Raw genomic sequence first — 14,865 nt, 5'->3', positions numbered from 1 at the left:
TATATATTTTCTTTTTATATAAAATAAATTTATACATGCAATATACTGAGAAGGTAATCCACATTTATTTGTTTAATTTTATCATTATAAACATTTAGATCATTATTTAGTTGTTCCAATTCGATTTTAAGTTCTTTTATTTTAGTAATAATGATATCTCCGAGATCTGGATCTAAAGGGGCTTTATTAAGGAGATTATCTATTTGATCTACCGTTCCATTTGAATTTTCACATCTGCTTCCATTGGAATTCTTAAATAGCTACTTTCATTTTATTACCTCATTTTTATCGTAGATGTCTTGAAGTTATACTGGTTAGGGAAAAGCTTAAATTAGTATTTATAGTGACCTATTTCCATGGCTGTATAATATATTTTGCCATAATAGTCACTAGGCAATTCATTATTCATGTATAAAGAATATGCTTCTCTACACAGAGTACTAACGCCATCTTTGTTTCCAGTATCTTCATAAGATTTAATCATTTCTTGAATAATTCGGTTGCAATATTCTTCTGCATTTTCCATGTCAATCTCCTTGTAAATAATATTATTAATGATGAGTATTTAAATAATCTGCTATTTCTTCGATAAGTTCATTTCCACCTAAATCTAAAGCCATGATTGAGCAGCCAGCCATGTGATCCCAAGAAATATTTATTCTTGTATTGTTTATAATAATATCTTGAAATTCTTCAAAGATGGGATTTCCATAAAAATCTGATAATTTAATTTCATACTTTTCTTTAAGGAGTTGTATGATTTTATTTATATATAACTCATCATCAAATAAGTCAAAAATATTGAGTTCAGAAGAAGATTTACGAATTCTTCCTATCATTAACTAAACACCTACCTTATATAATATGAGCATAATAAAGAAAATTACATGCATTTAAATTACTAATCAAAATTACAGATGCCTATTCTAAGATCTAATAAATACCTTGAAACGTTTAACTCACGAGCAACTTCGTCTAATGTTTTTCCTATTAATATATCTTTAGATATAAATGGAATTTCAAATAAAGATGAAAATATATCAGCTTCTTTTTCAAATTTATTAACATTGAAGAAGGTCTTTGTTTTTAGATAAGTGCAGTTATATTTTTTATGAAGGATAGCATGTCCTAATTCGTGCTCACATGTTATTCTCTTACACTCAGGACTAAGATTTTGGTTTATTGTTATAATTCTATTTCTCATAACATATTGATAAATTCCATTGATTTCAGGATGGAGATCTAGTTCCCTATATGTTATTTTTTCTAATTTACATAATTCATAAACATCTGTAGTGTTATATTTTTTAACTAATTTTGAAAATAATCCCTCGATAAAATGCAAAAAAGCCACCCCCGTAATAGTTACCATAGTAAAGTAGTACAAATACAGAAGGCCTAAAATGCATTCTGTACCTGCTTTGTAATAATTATAAAGTTATATATGCATAGGAATATCTATAATTTAACCAATATCTTAGATGAAAAGTTCTCATTCTTATCTATGTTTTATGAAAGTTCCTATTTCTTATATTTATTAGGTGAAATGAATTTATTTGCAGCATAGCTGCGTTTTTTTAAAGGTGTATATTTTTTATTTGCAATCTTTGCTTGACGTATTCCAGAAGATAAGGCTTCTATTAAACTTTCAATAGCTTCAGGTGACATAGGATTTCCTGAAAGCATAAGCCCTTCACCATTTAGTAAATCTTCTTTTAATGCTTCAATTCTTTTTGCAATGTCTCTTTCATCTTTTTTAGATAAAACAGTATTAGTTGCATCTGGAATTTCTACAGGTGTTTCGCCATCATTTATATAACCAGCAGCGGCCATAAGGTCAGCATAAGTGACACCATTGTGTGCAACAGAAGCAATTTTTTGTAATGTGCTAGGCGCTGGTGGGCAAGAATTTTTATTGTTTATAATTCTTGATAACGTGCTAGAGCTTATTTTGCATTGACTAGCAAAGTTGTTTAAAGAAATATCACCTTGTGCTTCTTTTATTAAACTACTAAGTAATTCGGCATTAAACATATAATCAACTCCTTTAAGTGATAAGTGAGAGTCTAAATTTATTATTAATATCCAACGAACGGATGTGCGTACATATATTATATTAATTTTAAATAATTTATTGCGTAAATGCAATGATAAGTAAAAAAATAGTAAAAAAAGTGTTGCGTTTAAGAAACAGTGGGATTATAATATTGCGTGTAAGGAATGTTGCATAAGGAGAATAGGAGGTTAATATATGAATACAACAAAAGAATCAGTTAAAAAATTTGTTGATGAGCAGTTTGATGGTAACTTTAATAAATGTGCTCGGAATCTTGATTTAGCACCAAGTACCATATGGAGAATAGCAAATGGCAACGGTAAAGCAGGAATAAAGGTTATCACAAATATAATTAAATATTGCGATGACAAAAAAATTAATTACAGAAAGTATATATTTTTAAGTTAACAGCTTATAACTATTAATTATTAAAGATAAAATGACATTAATTTTGATGAAAAGTTTATAATTATGTTTCATGCTCGTTTTATATAGGAGTACCTTTTGTAAGATGAAAAGTTGTTATTATGCTATGCATCTTTTCATAGGTGAATTGATCTTAGTTACAGTATAGCTGCTTCTTCACAAGGTGTTTAATTTTTTAAGCTAAGTGTTGCGTGGAACGAACAGTCAACTAATTATAGTTATGTACAGTTTTTAAATTTTTAAACATGTAGATGAAAATAAAATCATTAGACTTGATGATTTTAGTGGAAATTAATTTTAATTTAGAATGTTTCATTGAGAGGTGAAGGGAATGGATAAATTACAATGGCTTAAGGAAAGGCAAAAGGGAATTGGAGGTTCTGATGTTGGAGCTATTATGGGAGTTAACAGGTGGAAAAGTCCTTTTGAAGTTTATGTGGACAAGACAGAAGAAATTAGAGAAGTGAAGGAGTCTGGTGAATCATCTTACTTTGGGAATACCTTAGAGGAAGTTGTAGCTAGAGAATTTTCAATAAGGAGTGGCAAGAAGGTAAGGAAGGATAAAAGGCAGTTAGTTCATAAGACTCATGAATTCATGATGGGTAATATTGATAGAAGAATTGTTGGTGAAAACTCACTCCTGGAATGCACAACGGTGAATGCCTTTAGAGCAAAGGAATGGGCTGGTGAAGAAATTCCACCTAGTCACATACTTCAATGTCAGCATTATATGGAGGTCTTGGGTGCTGATACTTGTTATATAGCGGCATTAATAGGTGGACAAAGGTTTGTGTATAAAGAGATTAAACGTGATGAAGAATTAATTTCTATGATAGTTGAAGCTGAAAAAGATTTTTGGTTTAATCATGTTCAAAAAAGAATTCCACCAAAGCTTGATGGAAGTGAAGCCGCTAGTAAATATTTAAGTAAGACTTTTAAAAGTATAGATAAGACGTTGGAAGTTAACTTGAAGGAAGAGTATAAGGACAAGATAAATGAATATTTAAACATAAAAAATCAAATGAAGATTCTAGATGAATCTCTTAAAGTTATAGAAAACAATCTAAAAAATCAGCTTGGAAATGCTGAAAAAGGAATTGTGGAAAAGTTCCAAGTAATTTGGAAGGGAGTAACTTCAAATAGGATAGATAGTAAGGTTTTAAAAGAAAAATATCCTGAGATTTATAAAGAAGTTTGCAGACAGTCTATGAGCAGAAGATTTGAAATTAAGGAGATTTCAAGTTAGTTAATGATAAAACATATTAAACTAATTATTCATCTAAATAAAGAGAGGGTGTTGTGTTTATGGCAACTAATAGCAGTTTAAAAAATCAATTGATTGAAAAAGAGCAAAGCACAGTAAATGTTCAAGAAACTATATTCAAAAATTTAATAAATAGTGATGAGATAAAGTCAAAGTTTACAGAAGTTTTAAAAGATAAAGCTTTTGAGTATATAAATTCAATAATAAATTTAGTTAAGGAAATTCCTGTACCTAACGCCTTAGGAGCAAGCGATTCACACCAAAGCGCAGATTTGGGTTCTCTGCTTATTGAATGTGAGCCTAGATCAATAATTGATGCATGTATGATTGCAGCTTCCTTAGATTTATCTATCGATAAAAATTTGGAGTATGTCTGGATTATTCCTTATAAAAAGAAATCAAATTTTCAGCTTGGATATAAGGGATATATTCAATTATTACTTAGAACAGGGGAGTATAAAGCTATAAATGTAATTGAAGTTTATGAAGGGCAGCTAAAATCATGGAATCCATTAACTGAAGAATTTGATATAGATGTTTCAGCCAAAAAGTCAGATGCAGTTATAGGATATGCAGGATATTTTGAGATGGTAAATGGCTTTAGAAAATATGTTTATTGGAGCAAAGATAATATGGATGCATTTAGGAATAATTCCTTTAAGGGAGATCCAAGATGGAATAATGATTATAAAGCTATGGCTAAAAGAACAGTAATGAGAAATATGCTTTCAAAATGGGGAAGGTTAAGTGCTGAAATGCAAAGGGCTTATTTAGAAGACATTAATACAGATAAATTTATTAATGGAAATTAAATTATTGAGAGGTTTACAGTTTGGATTTAAAAATACTTAGAGTATATATAAAGTAAAAATTTTCATGTTAAATTTTATATTTAAGATGAATTTAGTTGAACTTATCTGGGGTCGTGCCGTTCGTAGCTCCAATCAGAATATATGGGAGTATTAGAACGGCTAGACATCAGATAGATGTGTGTATTTCCATGGAATCAATACCCTTAAGGATGGAATTAAAAAATTTAGACTATTTCTTTTAGAGGAGAGTGAGAAACATGTCAGATATTAAATGGATTAAGTTATCTACTAACATGCATGATGATGAAAAGATGAAATTAGTGGATGCAATGCCAGAGAGAGATACTATTCATTATTTATGGATAAGATTACTTATACAAGCTGGCAAAACTAATGCTAATGGACTTATATATCTAAATGAGAATATCCCATATACTGATGAAATGTTATCTACAATATTCTCAAGGCCTCTAGCTTCTATAAGACTTGCACTTAAAGTGTTATCAGATTTTCAAATGATTGAGATAGCTGAAAATAACGTAATTAGAATAGTGAATTGGGAAAGACACCAAAATGTTGAGGGAATGGACAGAGTTAGAGATCAAAATAGAAAAAGAGTTCAAAACTATAGAGAAAAGAAAAAACAACTTGAAGCTGTAGTTAATGAAAGTGAAGAAACTAGTGTTGAAATTGAAGAACATAGCTGTGCTGAAAGTAAAGAATATAGCATTGAAGTTACAAATGATATGTGTGACATTACAAAAAAATCTTGTAACGTTACAGATGATAAAAGTAACGTTACTGTAACGGTGCAGAATAAGAGAGAGAATAAGAACAAGATTAAGAATGAGAATAATAAAGATAGAGAGATAAAGAAAGAAGATGATATAAATTCTAAATCTATTGAACTTGCTAAGTATTGTGAACTAATAGCTGGAATACCTAATGTTCTTAATTTAGGCGCACTTAAGTTAGCTATAGGGGTGCATGGTCAAGAATATGTAAAGATGGCTATAGATATAGCATTAAAAGCTAATAAACCTAACATGACTTACATTGATGGCATACTGAAAAATTGGAGAAGAGAAGGGTATCCAGATGACAAGGAGGTAAAGAAAAATGTCAATAGAAGCTATGGAAAGAATAGTAACCCAGATAAAAACAAATTTGCAGGATTCAAACCAAAGGAACCACGAAGCCTTACTGGTGAGCAGCGAAAAAAAGCTGAAGAAAGCCTCATATAAGTGTGATAAATGCTGTGATACTGGGTGGGTACTTATTCCACAAGAAAATAGGCAGCCCCTTGCAGTTAGCTGTGAGTGTAGAGAAATTGAGAAGGTAAAAAATGAATGGAAGCATTCAGGAATTAATGTTGAAATGACAAAGCATACTTTTGCTAATTTTAAGGTGTGGAATAGAGCTTCTCAAAGAGCAAAGGATACATCAGCAGCTTATTGCACTGATTTTGATGAAATTAGAAATAGCAGAAGAAATAGCATTCTACTTTGTGGTCAGGTAGGCAGTGGCAAAACTCATCTCAGTGTTGCAATTGGATTAAATTTGTTAAAGCAGAAGATTAAAGTTGTGTACATGCCTTATAGAGATGTAATTACTAAGATAAAACAAAACATCCTTGACCAAGAATATTATGTTAAGACTATCTCAAAGTATAAGCTATGTGAGGTTTTACTCATTGATGATCTCTTTAAGGGCAAGATCAATGAAAGTGATATAAATATAGTCTTTGAAATCATTAATTATAGATATTTGAATTTTCTGCCAATCATAGTCAGCAGTGAATTTAGCATTGAAAGATTACTAAATTTTGATGAAGCTGTTGGCTCAAGAATTTATGAGATGAGTAAAGATTATGTGGTGGAAATTGAGAAAGATATACACAATAACTATAGATTAAAATAAGTTCAGCACAAAATATAGATATCCCACTTTAAAACTAAACTTAAGTGGAAACTTACCGAAATCATAAATATTTTAATTCCGAAAAGCTATGAAAATATCGCTGAAGGTTCTAAGCAGCAGGTTGTATCCACTTTAGCATGCTCCAACTTTCAGTTTGACAAGCTAAAATAGAACAACCTACAGCTAAGAACCTTTAACAGCTCATTTTCAAATGTTTTCTCCACAAATATATTTATGATTTCTAGTGAAGATACGAACTTAAAGTTTTAGCAACTTTGTAAATATGCTTATCTATAATTATAGATTGAGATAAATTCAATACACAACAATTATTGGGTTAAAAAGGTCAAAATTTTGACTAGAAATTAAGAAAATTTAAGGAGGGTTTAGGATATGGATAAAAAAGCCATTGAGGAAATTATCAATGAAAATATAAAGCTTACTGGAGAGAACATTAAGCTCGGTTATAAGGCACATTCAAAAAAATAATCAGTCCATCTGCCAAGCCTATTTCCCATCATGCTACATCAGTAGATTGCCTGATGAAAAATAATCATGGCATTTTGGATTTATTATTTTCTCTCATGTGCCTGGAAATCTAATTTTAGAAAAGAAAATAAAGATATTAGAAGAAAAGACAAGAGTAATTCAAGGCAAGAAATCATCTCAATATATTGTGGTTGTGATGGCTTAGTAAGTATATAAAATTTGAGATATGCAAGAAATAATTTAATCATATAAAGGAAAATAATTTTGTAGAGGAGAATGTAAAAATGAAATCATCAGGAATAGTGAGAAAGCTTGATCCACTTGGAAGGATTGTAATACCAAAAGAAATAAGAAAGGTACTTGGAATTAATGATGGCGATTCTATGGAAATAATTAAGGTTGATAATGAGGTAGTTGTTAGGAAATACAGTAAAGGCTGCATCTTTTGTGGAAATGATAAAGGTATTTCAAAATTTAGAGATGCACTTGTCTGTAGTGAGTGCAAAAAGGCGTTAGGTCAAGATTAAATCTATAAAAAGGGGATAAACAAAAATGGAGAGTTTACGAATTTTTAAAGATGAAAGATTTGGAGAAATAAGATGGTTAAAAATTAATAATAAGGATTATGCAGTTGGGATTGATATAGCAAAAGCTTTGGGATATAAAAACCCAAGAGATGCAATTTTAAGGCATTGCAAGGGTGTCGTGAAACACGACATAGGGGTAGTTACTGGAAAGAGGAGAGATGGAACAGAGGTTATTCAAAATATAGAAATGAGTGTAATTCCTGAAGGAGATATTTACAGGTTAGCAGCCAAATCAGAATTACCTGGAGCAGAGAAATTTGAAGCATGGATTTTTGATGAGGTATTGCCTAGCATACGGAAAACAGGAATGTATGCTACAGATGAATTATTAGATAATCCTGACTTACTTATTGCTGCAGCGACCAAGTTAAAAGAAGAGAGAAAAGCAAGGCTTGAAGCTGAAAATAAGGTAAAGCTATTAGAGCCTAAAGGACAATTTTATGATGATGTTACAGGGTCTAAAGATAGCATTGAAGTGGGACATGTTGCAAAGGTTCTTGCTATAAGAGGAATGGGAAGAAATAATTTATTCTCACTCTTAAGAGAAAAGAAAGTTTTGGATAAAAACAATATTCCCTACCAACAGTTTGTAGACTTGGGTTATTTTAGAGTATTGGAGCAAAAATACACAGTACCAAGTGGTGAGACAAAGATAAACATTAAGACAATGGTATTTCAAAAGGGAATAGAGTTTATAAGAAGAAAAATTGGGGAGTAATAAAATATTGATTGAAATTAAGTGAATATTAAAAATTAGTAATCTGGTATTGTTAAGATTGGAGTTGAAATGGAACTTCTAATTTCTAATTTTTATTATTGCAAGAAATTTGCTTTATGTACTGTTAATCACTTTGAACTAATAGTATAAAAAATGCTGTTGCATGGTTTGTATTAGACCTACAATAGCATTTTTTATGAGTTTCAGTTTAATTAGCACTTAAGTTATTTTATTCAAATGTCTATATTCTTTTGGAGTAACTCCTGTGAACCTTTTAAAAATGGTTGAAAAGTAGCTTTGAGCTCCAAAATTCAGAAGTGTACATATTTCAGATAAGGAATTATCAGTTAAAATCAATAATTTCTTTGCCTCTTCAATCCGTTCTTTTTGAATATAGTTACTTATTGTCATTCCTACTTCTTTCTTAAACAATCCTGATAGATAATTAGGATTCAAATTAACGGCTTTTGACAATTGTGAAAGTGTAATATCTTCATATATATGGCTGAAAATAAAGTTTTGACATTTAGTTATATATTTTGAATATCGTGGTTTATTTTTAGCAATATAAGACATGTTTGTAAAATCTAAAAACATTTTCAATCTTAAATCTTGAACATCTTGAACGTTTTTTAACTCTTCCATATGTTGTGTATATTGAACACTAAGAGCATAAGCAACTTCAGAATTAACGCCACCATCAATAGCAGCACGATAGGCTATTGTACAAGCATATATAAATTCGTTTTTAAAATGGCGTAAAGGGCTTCGTTTTGATAAAGTTCCCTTTTCTCCACTTGGCGGACTGTACAGGAAATCTAATAGCTTATTTTGGTCACCTTCTTTAATAAGAAGAAACAATAATTGCTCATACTTATAAGGAATATGGAACGTATTATTCTTACGAGTTTCAGACAAAGTTAAGTTCAAAAGATTGTGCATTTGAGGGATGTTATGTTCTAATGTAGAATTTTTTTCCTTTATGGTATCTATATCAAGCTTGGTTTTATATATGGAGTAATATAACACCAAGCTGAAGTTTAATAATGTACTAGTGTTTACCACAGGAAGTTGATTATAGTAATTGAAAAATTTCTTTTTATATGTAATTGGAAGGTTAAAATCAGAAATTAATTCGTCAATAGTTTCTAATGTAAGATTAGATGATAAAGATGGACCTACTATGAAGGTACCTATAAAGCTTTTATAGTCTTTTATTGAGATATAAAAAAAAGTTTCATAGAAGCTATTAATTTTTAAAATAGGAAAATTATAAATCTCATTATTCTCAATTAAACTATTGAATACATCGGTCTTACATGGAAATACAGGATTATGTACAAATCTTTCCGCGGATTCAAATAAAACATCTCCATTTTTGTCTAAGAAATGAATAGGTAACATGAAAGTTTTAGACATTATGTCACATACAAATTGTATATCTTCTTTTTCTAGAATATTTTCTAATTTATTAGTCATAATTAACTCCTTAGCATCATTAACAAACCTAAATAAAGTTGTTTTTCATAATAGATTAAAGATTATTGGCATGTTAAGTGAGAAAAATTTTAAATTAAGCTTGAATACCTTTAATTAACAATAGCTACAAAGGGAAGCTAAATATAATAATTATATAATATAAATAATAAAAAGTATGAAAAAAACTAAAAAAATATGAAAAAAATATAAAAGAAATTTGTTGAAAAATTATAAAATAGAAACGCTGAAATTAGCTTATATCCATATAAGAAATAAATTTAAATGAGAATTATTATAAGCATAGTAGATTATTGAACAAGTAATATTCTTGTATTTACAATTAAATCTTGCAAGGTTTAATTTTTATAGATTCATTTCAAAGCTATTGTGATATTAGAGTCACTCACAGACTTAAGTAATGCAATAAGTTATTAGCTATAGATATGCTATACTATAGTATTACTGGAAAAAAACATTAGATATAAGTTTAAAAGAAAAAGACATCTTGTAAATTTGGAAGGAGACCATATATGGGTTTATTTAGAATATCGAAAGATATAGGAATAGATTTAGGAACGGCAAATACTTTAGTTTATTTAAAAGGAAAAGGTATAGTTTTAAGAGAGCCTTCAGTTGTAGCAATTAACAGTGGTACAAAGAAGGTTATAGCAGTTGGGGAAGAAGCAAAAAAAATGATAGGTAGAACTCCTGGAAATATAGTTGTTATTAGACCTTTAAAAGATGGTGTGATTTCAGATTTTGATGTAACTCAAACCATGATAAAAATGTTTATTCAAAAAATAATAAATAAAAGTGCCTTTGTATCTCCAAGGATAATTGCATGTTACCCATCTGGAGTTACAGAAGTAGAAAAAATGGCAATAGACGATGCTACTAAGCAGGCTGGAGCAAGAGAAGTTGTTTTGATGGAAGAAGCCATGGCTGCTGCAATTGGAGCGGGACTTCCAGTAGATGAGCCAAAGGGAAGTATGATAGTTGATATAGGCGGTGGCACTACTGAGGTTGCGGTAATATCTATAGATGGAATAGTTACAAGTAATTCTCTAAGAATAGCAGGTGATGAAATGGACCAAGCAATTATTAGCTATATCAAAAAAGAATGCGATCTATTTATTGGAGAAAGGACTGCTGAGGCTATTAAGATGACCTTAGGTTCAGCGTTCAAAACTGCTGATCGAGAAAAGAGTATGGAGATAAAGGGTAGAGATTTGATATCAGGTCTTCCTAAAACTATTTCTGTAACAGAGACACAAATTATAGAGGCTTTGGCAGAACCAGTGGCAGCTATTATAAGTACTATCAAAAGAACAGTGGAGAAGACCCCGCCTGAATTATTATCAGATATAATGGAAAACGGAATAATGCTTGCTGGTGGTGGAGCATTATTAGATGGGCTGGACATTCTAATTAGCAATGTTACTCATATGCCAGTACACATAAATGAATCCCCATTAGATTGTGTTGTACTAGGTATTGGTAAGTCGTTGGAATTCTTCGAAAAGATTAGTGAAAGAAGAATGGATAAGTAAAATACTTTAAGAATAAATTGAGTTTAACTATTTTATAAATGGAAATTCGTCATGAGAGGAATTATATTAGGTTTGAAAATTGCGGTGTGTAAAGAGGAAAATCAATAGTGTGTGTAAAATATATATAAGTAAAGGAAAAAGTATCAAGCATTTAGGGGAGACGTACTTATGACGAGAGAAAGTAATTTTGAATATGTAAAGGGGACAGATATAGAAGAATGCTACGAAAATTTAAAGAAGGCGGAATTTGTATATCAAAGTTTTCCTGATGCAACAATTATGTGTTTAAGATCAATAGCGGAAACTGTTTTAATAAAAGTCAGGAATGAATTTTACAAAAGTACAGATAATAGTGGAACTTATTATGGAATAATGGGGGAACTCATAACTGTTTCTGAAGTAAAGTTCTCAAAAGTGTATAGAGAATTTAATATTATAAGACTTAATGGGAATTATGTACTTCATCCTGAGGCTGTAATAGAAGAAGAAACAAAAAGGACGCCCACTGAACTTTTAGAGATTATGCATAACATTCTTATCTGGTATCTTCAAGATATAAAAAATAAAAGTTCTATTGATAGTAGTAAAATCAAGTTTATAAATCCAAATAATTTTAATAATGAAAAAAAAGAATTAACTGAGGTAAAAAAGAAGATTTCAGAAAAGAATAAGAAAATATTTGAATTGAAATTAAAGATAAAGCATCTTAAGGATTCAGAGAAGGATAAGGCTGATCAGTTATTTAAGTTAAACAAAGAAATAGATGATATAAATGTAGAAAGACTTGAATTAAAAGAAAAAGATGAGTTATTAGAAAAGAAGATTAAAGAGCATGATAAAGAAATAGAGAATATAAAAAAGAAATATAAAATTGAGCTCCAAGAAAAAATTGAGAAATTTAAAAAGGAACATAGAGAATCTGAAAAAGCTTCTAATGAGGCTGAATTAGTAGCAGTTAAGAATGAAATTTTAATAAAGAATAATGAAATAGCAGAATTAAAAAGTAAGATAGATGATTTCAAAGAAGAATCTAAGGATAAATTAGAATTACAAAAGGAAATTGAAAAAATAAAAGCTGAAAAAGAAAAACTAGAATCAATGGATTCTATTTTAACTAAAGGGATCAAAGAATATGATATTGAGTTAAAAAGAATTAAGGAGCAGCACCAAAGGGACTTAGATGACAAAATTAATGAGTTAAAAAGTAAAGAAGATACATATTTAAAAGAAAAAGAAGAATTAAATAATATTAGACAAGAAATACATTCAAAAGAAAATGAAATAAATGAACTAAGAGCAAAAGTAGATGAGTTAAGGCAACAGTCTAAAGAAATAAATTTACTTAAAATAAGTATAGATGATTTGCAAAGTGAAAAAGGTTATTTAGAAAATCGTGATAGAATATTAACTAATACGATTCTTGAAAAGGATAAAGAACTAGAAAATATAAAAGAAGCTTATAAAGCTAATGCTGAAAAGATTGAAATATTACGTAAAGAGCGTAATGAATCAAATGCATCACTTAAAAATAAGGAAGAAAAGCTTATTAAGGTTGAAAAAGAGAACTTTGAACTAAAAAGACAACTTAAAGAAATAGAAGAAACAGCTAAAATTGAAGCTATAAAGAGAGATGAAGAGTTAAAGAGAAAAGAAAAAGAACTGCATGAAGGGATAGAAAAATTAAGACAAGCTTATAAAAATTCTTTTGAATTAACCAGGGAGTATCAAGACGTTCTAGAAAAAAGTGAGTATTCCTATGATAAAGAACAAGAAAGATTATTAAATATTCAAAAGACAGATGTTAAGGAAAAATTAGTTGAAGAGGATAAGAGCTTTCATAATAATTTAAATGAATATAGTGAGGGCGTGAGAGAAACTAATGAAAGAATCAGAACCTTCAAGAAGGTATTAAAAGAGAAGAGCATTAAGGAAGGTAAACATGTAGCATTTTATAGAGGCTTTTTAGGATTAGAAGGAGAGCAGCTTAGAATTTTATATACAATGCTTACGAAGACCAATATTTCCTCAATTTTAATTAGTAAGTCTAAGGAATTACTATCACAATCTAATGAAGATAAGTTCATGGAATTTATACATAAAAAAGCGCGGGAATTGAATCATTTATCAGATGAGGAAGTAAGATTAAAAATTTATTATAGATTAATTAAATTAACTGATATTGAATATAAAAACATTTATGAAAGAAGAAGTTTTGTTGAAACTTTAGATGAAATAGTAAATGCAGGATATTCAATATTAGAAGGAAAAAAAGATTTCAAAAGTGGAGGTTCAAAGTTAGAAGCCATAGGTACATATTATTTAGAAAAAGTACTAGAGGATTTTAAAAATAAATATGACAGTGGAGATATAAAAGTACAGCAGGAATTAATTGATAACATTTATAATAATTTTCAAAGGTTAAGTGAAAAAGCTAAAAAAGAAATTTATGACGAGTTACATTTAAAAAGCACTTCTGAAAGTACAGTTAAAGCAGCTATAAGATCAGCTCCCTTTGTATTTTTATCTACTACTATAACTGTTGGGGGATTTTCAGCATTTAGTGCAGTTTCAAGTATAATTTTCGGAATTTCACATTTACTAGGAACAACTTTTTCATATGGGGTATATACTGGGGCTTCATCATTATTAAGCTTTTTCAGCGGGCCTTTTATGGTAATACTTTTTATTGTAAATGGAGGATTTTTGCTTACTCAACATAAAAAACAGCAATTAGAGTTAGTACCTTTATTTATAATGCAAACCATAATTACTAATGTAGCTATAGAAAAAACAAAAATAAACTTTGATAACTATGATACTATGATTGAATTATGGAAAAGAGAAAAAGGGAATTTCGATAAAATTACCATACAAAAAAGATTGCAGGAAAATATCTTAAATAATTATACAAAAGAAAGAGATGAACTTGCTGCTAAATCAGAACAAGTGTCTAGAGCTATTAATACATTATGGGAAGAACATGCAAAATATAATTATAAATTTAAAGATATTGTGTTAAGCTCTGATAAAAAAGTATATCTAAATTCATATGCGGAGTATAGCAGCACTATAAATAAATTGGAAATGGTTCAAAAAGAAATAGATGAAACTAAAAACAAGGTAGGAACCTTAAAAAGCATATTTAGTTTAGATATGTGGAAGGGACAATCTTCAAAGCTTGTAAATGAAATGAACATGATAAATATGGAAAAATTATTAGTTGAAGAAGCAAAACAAAGCCAATACTTTAAGGAGGAAAGTGCTTTATTTTCAGAATTGCAGCAAAAGATAGATGTATTAAATGAAATTCAAAACAAAACTAAAGAAAAAATAAAAGATAAAAATAACCTAATCAGCGTTTTGAAAAATAAAGTTAACTTACTCGAAAATGATTTGGTTAAAATAAATTCAGAATATCCGGATATAAATAACGCTGAATTTAGGGCAATTGGATAGTCAGAATAAGGATAGCGAATTCATTTATTTGGCTTATAATAAATATAGATTTGGAGTCATACAGTTTGAATCTAATTACTTTTGTATTTTTCTAAGACAAGTTCGTGG

The 14,865-nt window shown here is 29.3% G+C and carries 14 protein-coding genes; 9 read left to right on the top strand and 5 right to left on the bottom strand.

Annotation, left to right across the window (positions count from 1 at the left end):
• Window positions 1–331: 331 nt before the first annotated feature.
• From F3K33_RS16295 to F3K33_RS16280, 4 genes are all read right to left on the bottom strand, one after another.
• A complete protein-coding gene (locus F3K33_RS16295) occupies window positions 332–526 on the bottom strand; it encodes a hypothetical protein (protein ID WP_039773551.1) in 195 nt (64 codons plus the stop codon).
• Window positions 527–551: 25 nt separating this feature from the next.
• Complete coding sequence (locus F3K33_RS16290; RefSeq protein WP_039773552.1) at window positions 552–839, bottom strand: hypothetical protein; 288 nt, start codon at window positions 837–839, stop codon at window positions 552–554.
• A gap of 62 nt (window positions 840–901) precedes the next feature.
• Entirely contained in the window at window positions 902–1,345 is a 444-nt protein-coding gene (locus tag F3K33_RS16285) for an ImmA/IrrE family metallo-endopeptidase (protein WP_031275648.1), read from the bottom strand.
• Between the two features lie 176 nt (window positions 1,346–1,521).
• Window positions 1,522–2,034, bottom strand: coding sequence for a helix-turn-helix domain-containing protein (locus tag F3K33_RS16280; RefSeq protein WP_051144914.1), 513 nt, complete (start codon window positions 2,032–2,034; stop codon window positions 1,522–1,524).
• A 217-nt stretch (window positions 2,035–2,251) separates the two neighbouring features.
• Here F3K33_RS16280 and F3K33_RS16275 point away from each other — a divergent pair, with 217 nt between their 5' ends.
• The 7 genes from F3K33_RS16275 to F3K33_RS16245 all read left to right on the top strand — a co-directional run bounded on the left by F3K33_RS16275 (window position 2,252) and on the right by F3K33_RS16245 (window position 8,272).
• Window positions 2,252–2,464, top strand: a complete 213-nt coding sequence (locus F3K33_RS16275) for a hypothetical protein (RefSeq protein ID WP_023973792.1) — start codon at window positions 2,252–2,254, stop codon at window positions 2,462–2,464.
• Window positions 2,465–2,813: 349 nt separating this feature from the next.
• Window positions 2,814–3,728: a YqaJ viral recombinase family nuclease gene (locus tag F3K33_RS16270; protein ID WP_039773554.1), complete on the top strand. Its 915-nt coding sequence runs from the start codon at window positions 2,814–2,816 to the stop codon at window positions 3,726–3,728.
• 59 nt (window positions 3,729–3,787) lie between these two features.
• Window positions 3,788–4,558, top strand: a complete 771-nt coding sequence (locus tag F3K33_RS16265) for a phage-derived integrase/recombinase RecT (protein WP_039773556.1) — start codon at window positions 3,788–3,790, stop codon at window positions 4,556–4,558.
• A 257-nt stretch (window positions 4,559–4,815) separates the two neighbouring features.
• Entirely contained in the window at window positions 4,816–5,802 is a 987-nt protein-coding gene (locus F3K33_RS26815; RefSeq protein WP_039773557.1) for a putative phage replisome organizer, read from the top strand.
• Window positions 5,765–6,478 (top strand): ATP-binding protein, encoded by a 714-nt coding sequence (locus F3K33_RS16255; RefSeq protein ID WP_243141294.1) that lies wholly within the window; start codon window positions 5,765–5,767, stop codon window positions 6,476–6,478. The genes F3K33_RS26815 and F3K33_RS16255 overlap by 38 nt, the downstream gene beginning before the upstream one ends.
• 773 nt (window positions 6,479–7,251) lie before the next feature.
• Window positions 7,252–7,494 (top strand): AbrB/MazE/SpoVT family DNA-binding domain-containing protein, encoded by a 243-nt coding sequence (locus F3K33_RS16250; protein WP_039773558.1) that lies wholly within the window; start codon window positions 7,252–7,254, stop codon window positions 7,492–7,494.
• Window positions 7,495–7,519: 25 nt separating this feature from the next.
• A complete protein-coding gene (locus F3K33_RS16245) occupies window positions 7,520–8,272 on the top strand; it encodes a phage antirepressor KilAC domain-containing protein (RefSeq protein ID WP_039773560.1) in 753 nt (250 codons plus the stop codon).
• A gap of 219 nt (window positions 8,273–8,491) precedes the next feature.
• On the opposite strand, the gene F3K33_RS16240 is transcribed toward F3K33_RS16245, so the two are convergent.
• Complete coding sequence (locus tag F3K33_RS16240; RefSeq protein ID WP_039773561.1) at window positions 8,492–9,751, bottom strand: helix-turn-helix domain-containing protein; 1,260 nt, start codon at window positions 9,749–9,751, stop codon at window positions 8,492–8,494.
• Window positions 9,752–10,281: 530 nt separating this feature from the next.
• On the opposite strand from F3K33_RS16240, the gene F3K33_RS16235 reads away from it, so the two are divergent.
• Entirely contained in the window at window positions 10,282–11,301 is a 1,020-nt protein-coding gene (locus F3K33_RS16235; RefSeq protein WP_039773562.1) for a rod shape-determining protein, read from the top strand.
• 168 nt (window positions 11,302–11,469) lie between these two features.
• Window positions 11,470–14,757, top strand: coding sequence for a coiled-coil domain-containing protein (locus F3K33_RS16230; protein ID WP_039773563.1), 3,288 nt, complete (start codon window positions 11,470–11,472; stop codon window positions 14,755–14,757).
• Window positions 14,758–14,865: the final 108 nt, after the last annotated feature.

The sequence above is a fragment of the Clostridium beijerinckii genome, from assembly GCF_008705175.1.
Classification (GTDB): domain Bacteria; phylum Bacillota; class Clostridia; order Clostridiales; family Clostridiaceae; genus Clostridium; species Clostridium beijerinckii.
Note: the sequence above shows the minus strand (reverse complement) of the source record. Positions and strands in the feature narration are given on the sequence as shown.

Bases quoted from the DNA above. Each gene is read 5' to 3' on its own strand.
- F3K33_RS16265 (WP_039773556.1), top strand. From the start codon at position 3,788: ATGGCAACTAATAGCAGTTTAAAAAATCAATTGATTGAAAAAGAGCAA.
- F3K33_RS16270 (WP_039773554.1), top strand. From the start codon at position 2,814: ATGGATAAATTACAATGGCTTAAGGAAAGGCAAAAGGGAATTGGAGGT.
- F3K33_RS16250 (WP_039773558.1), top strand. From the start codon at position 7,252: ATGAAATCATCAGGAATAGTGAGAAAGCTTGATCCACTTGGAAGGATT.
- F3K33_RS16230 (WP_039773563.1), top strand. From the start codon at position 11,470: ATGACGAGAGAAAGTAATTTTGAATATGTAAAGGGGACAGATATAGAA.
- F3K33_RS26815 (WP_039773557.1), top strand. From the start codon at position 4,816: ATGTCAGATATTAAATGGATTAAGTTATCTACTAACATGCATGATGAT.
- F3K33_RS16235 (WP_039773562.1), top strand. From the start codon at position 10,282: ATGGGTTTATTTAGAATATCGAAAGATATAGGAATAGATTTAGGAACG.
- F3K33_RS16275 (WP_023973792.1), top strand. From the start codon at position 2,252: ATGAATACAACAAAAGAATCAGTTAAAAAATTTGTTGATGAGCAGTTT.
- F3K33_RS16290 (WP_039773552.1), bottom strand. From the start codon at position 839: ATGATAGGAAGAATTCGTAAATCTTCTTCTGAACTCAATATTTTTGAC.
- F3K33_RS16280 (WP_051144914.1), bottom strand. From the start codon at position 2,034: ATGTTTAATGCCGAATTACTTAGTAGTTTAATAAAAGAAGCACAAGGT.
- F3K33_RS16240 (WP_039773561.1), bottom strand. From the start codon at position 9,751: ATGACTAATAAATTAGAAAATATTCTAGAAAAAGAAGATATACAATTT.
- F3K33_RS16295 (WP_039773551.1), bottom strand. From the start codon at position 526: ATGGAAAATGCAGAAGAATATTGCAACCGAATTATTCAAGAAATGATT.
- F3K33_RS16245 (WP_039773560.1), top strand. From the start codon at position 7,520: ATGGAGAGTTTACGAATTTTTAAAGATGAAAGATTTGGAGAAATAAGA.